This window comes from Sandaracinobacter sp., from assembly GCF_041909755.1.
Taxonomy (GTDB): domain Bacteria; phylum Pseudomonadota; class Alphaproteobacteria; order Sphingomonadales; family Sphingomonadaceae; genus Sandaracinobacteroides.
In genome coordinates, this window is sequence record NZ_JAYRCW010000148.1 from 1 (window position 1) to 3,449 (window position 3,449).

Consider the following 3,449-nt stretch of genomic DNA (forward strand, 5'->3'; position numbering starts at 1 on the left):
CCCATCCTCAGCATAACCACAAAAGCCGCCTGATCATGCCCTCAGGCCATCCAGAAAATTACACCAGCTTGACGGACGTGACCGCGAAAAGCTGGCGCTGCAACGCAATCGCACCCGCTACATCGGTATCCGTGTCACGTTCGAGGTCGGCTGGGAACAGCGGTGCTGGCAGACTGTCGCGTTCCGCCAGCAGACGGGCTTCCTTCGCCCGCGCGGTTGCAAGCTGGATGGCGACACTCTCCGCTTCCGCCCCGGCGCGGGTGGGATCAAGGCCGACGAGTATCTGGCCTGCCTTCACCCGATCGCCTTCGCGCACATGCAGCGCAGCGACCAGTCCGCCGGTCTGATGCTCGACAGCCTGCCGGTTGCCCGTCACCATGACCACGCCGGGCATGCCGACGCCATTGTCGAGCGGTGCGAATATCGCCCACAGTAGGAAGCCACCGAAGCCGACGATCAGCAGCCACCAGCCAAAGCTGGCGGGCCGAGCCTCCCTCTGCCCTTCCGTTGCTTCCTCACGGTCGAGATCTTCTGCTGTCGGCTTTTCGTCCAACGATGCATCCTTGCCGATCCCGCGAAGGAACTGCCGCCACTGCGTCCAGGCATGGCCTTTATGTTCGGTCTGTTCCGTATCCATCATCGTCATGCCCCCGCTGGCTCGCCGCCGAAGCCGAGGCCTGAAATCATGGTTCCGCCGCCATTGGGCGGTGCAACCGTGATCGTGCCCGGCGTTGGTGCCTTCTGGCCATTGGGAGGCGTGCCGGGACGGACATTTGCTGTCGCGCCGCGCATGCGCGTCAGCACCTCGACCGTGGGACCGAAGGCCTGCGCGCGTCCGTCCTTCAGGACAAGCAGCTTCGTCGTAAACTCCAGAACCTTGGAACGATGGGTGATAAGAATGGTTGTCACATTGCGCTCAGACAGGCGACCCAGCGCCTGTACCAGTGCCAGTTCGCCCGCATCGTCCAGGCTGGCGTTGGGTTCATCGAGGATGACGAGGCGGGGATGGCCGTAGAGGGCTCGGGCAAGCGCGATCCGCTGCCGCTGGCCGCCCGACAGACCCTGACCGCCGGCGCCGAGCCGGGTATCATAGCCTTGCGGCAACGAGAGGATCATGTCGTGGGCGCCAGCCATGATGGCGGCATCGGTGACATGTTTCGGATCGCTCTCTCCCTCAGCAAAGCGCGAGATATTTTCAGCGACCGTGCCGGCGAACAGTTCGACCTCCTGGGGAAGATAGCCGATATGCGGCCCGAGCCGTTCTTTGTCCCATTGGTTGATATCCGCGCCGTCGAGCCGGACTTTTCCTGCCCGAGCGGTCCAGACGCCCCCGATCAGGCGTCCCAGCGTGGATTTGCCGGAACCCGAAGGCCCGATGACGCCGAGCATGTCGCCCGCCTCAAGCGCAAATGTCACACCAACGAGAGTTGGCACCGTTCCTTGCACGCCAGGAGGAAGTGCCGAAACGCCTTCCAGGCGCAAGATTCCCTCAGGCTCAGGCAGGGGCAGGCGTTCGGGCCGCGCGGGGTGACTGGATAGCAGTGCCCGCAGCCGTTCCCACGACAGGCGCGTGCTCGCCCATTGGCGCCATGCGGCGATGAGTTGGTCGACGGGCGCCAATACCCGGCCCATGAGGATCGAGCCTGCGATCATCATGCCGGCGCTCATCCGGCCATCGATGACAAGCCATGCGCCCAAACCCAATACGAGCGACTGAAGCGCGAGGCGGATCGTGCGCGAAATGGCGCCGATCAGGGCGCTGCGCTCGCTCGCCATGGCCTGCCGGCGCACATATCCGCGATGGGGCGTGCGCCAGAGGCGGAACAGACGATCCAGCATGCCCATGGATTCTATGGAATCCGAATTGCGAAGTTGCATCTCGACGCTTTGCGTCGCCAGCACCGATAGCGTCCCTGCCTGTTTGAGCATGCTGTGCGACAGGCGGTCATTGAGCCAGGCAAGTCCCGTCAGGATGATTATGCCGGCAAGCGCCAGCACGCCGACCCACGGGTGGAACAGGAACATCACCAGCAGGAACAATGGCGTCCAGGGCGCATCGAAAAGCGCGAAGACCGCGTTGCCGGTCAGGAATTGGCGAATGGAATCGAGATCGCGCGTTGCCTGCGCGGCATTGGCTTGCCCGCCGGCCAGCCCGCGCTCGAAGGCGGCCTGGTGGACACGGCGCGCGAGCAGTTCATCGATCCGCGATCCGGCATGGATGACTACGCGGCTGCGGACATATTCGAGCGCCCCCATGAGCGCGAGCAGTCCCACCACCATGACGGTCAGCATGCCGAGCGTGAATAGATTTCCCGAGGCGAGCGCCCGGTCATAGACCTGGAGCATGTAGAGCGCGGGTGCGAGCATCAGCAAATTTGCCGTCGCGCTGAATGCCGCGATGGCGCGGATGCTGCCACGCAGGCTCAGGACCGCTGCGCGAATTTCATCGAAGGTCTCGGTCTTTTGCATCGGGCTCTTTCGGGAAAGGCACAGTCGGGATGGCGGGCGAAACCGCCATCCCTCCCATGTTCGCGCCTGTTGGGGGTTCAGGCGGCGAGCAGCAGCACTTCCTCGCTGAACGGCGAATTGGCGACCAAATCGGCAACCGAGTCAGTCAGATCGATGTTGTAGTTATTCACGAGAACCGACTGGAGCGCGTCAGTCGAGCCATTCATCAGGTCCCAGATGATGTTATGGACATCGGTATTCTGGCCATCCAGCAGGTCACTTGTCAGATCCCCTGGCGAGAACGTGAAGCTCAGAAGAGCATCATCGTCGAAGTCCGCGAGACTGTTTGAGATGGTGATGCCGGTGATCTCACCATAAACTGTATGGTTCGTTGCACCGGAGATAACCCCATCCACCCAGAGGTTGTAATAGAAGATGTTGCCGGTGATCTCGACGGCATACCCCAGCGTCTCGTTGCCATAGGTGTAGGTCGAACCATAGTTCGCGACGCCATAAACATTCGACGCCGTGATCGTTCCCGTAAAGTCACCCGTCGTGTCAGGGTGCGATCCCGCCATGCCAGCTTCTTCCACGGCATCCAGAACCGTTCCGAGCGAACTGGAGGCGGTCAGAATTCCAGGGAAGTTGTTCACATCTTCAAGAATAATCGATACGGTCATTTTCATTCTCCTGCATTTTTACTTCAGGAATGTGCCGCAGAAAATGCTCCGGCACGGCGTTCGGAGACGGTTTATCCATCTCCCATGCGGGCATTGCCCGCATGTCTGGTGTGAGACGCCGATTGCAGCGTCATCAGAATTTCATCTGGATTCCCCCTGTAATCGTGCGTCCGGGGGCAGCGACCATCGCAATATGAGGTGGTCCCGCCTTCTTGGACAGTTTGGCGGCTGAGTTAAGCTAATCCCGGTTGTCGTTCATGCCGCCTGTTTGATCATCAGATCATGGGGGGCATGCCCCCCATGATCTGATTGCCCGATCCG

3 protein-coding genes are annotated in these 3,449 nt (G+C 61.4%); all 3 read right to left on the reverse strand.

The window, feature by feature from the left end; all coding sequences use genetic code 11:
* Window positions 1-58: 58 nt before the first annotated feature.
* Window positions 59-646: a biotin/lipoyl-binding protein gene (locus tag ACE3O8_RS13190; RefSeq protein WP_374390468.1), complete on the reverse strand. Its 588-nt coding sequence runs from the start codon at window positions 644-646 to the stop codon at window positions 59-61.
* A complete protein-coding gene (locus tag ACE3O8_RS13195) occupies window positions 643-2,469 on the reverse strand; it encodes a type I secretion system permease/ATPase (RefSeq protein WP_374390470.1) in 1,827 nt (608 codons plus the stop codon). The genes ACE3O8_RS13190 and ACE3O8_RS13195 overlap by 4 nt, the downstream gene beginning before the upstream one ends.
* Before the next feature lie 77 nt (window positions 2,470-2,546).
* Window positions 2,547-3,128, reverse strand: coding sequence for a hypothetical protein (locus ACE3O8_RS13200; protein WP_140159562.1), 582 nt, complete (start codon window positions 3,126-3,128; stop codon window positions 2,547-2,549).
* Window positions 3,129-3,449 lie beyond the last annotated feature (321 nt).

What these genes read in the sequence shown, in the direction of transcription:
- ACE3O8_RS13200 (WP_140159562.1), bottom strand. Translation starts at nt 3,128, where the DNA reads ATGACCGTATCGATTATTCTTGAAGATGTGAACAACTTCCCTGGAATT.
- ACE3O8_RS13190 (WP_374390468.1), bottom strand. Translation starts at nt 646, where the DNA reads ATGACGATGATGGATACGGAACAGACCGAACATAAAGGCCATGCCTGG.
- ACE3O8_RS13195 (WP_374390470.1), bottom strand. Translation starts at nt 2,469, where the DNA reads ATGCAAAAGACCGAGACCTTCGATGAAATTCGCGCAGCGGTCCTGAGC.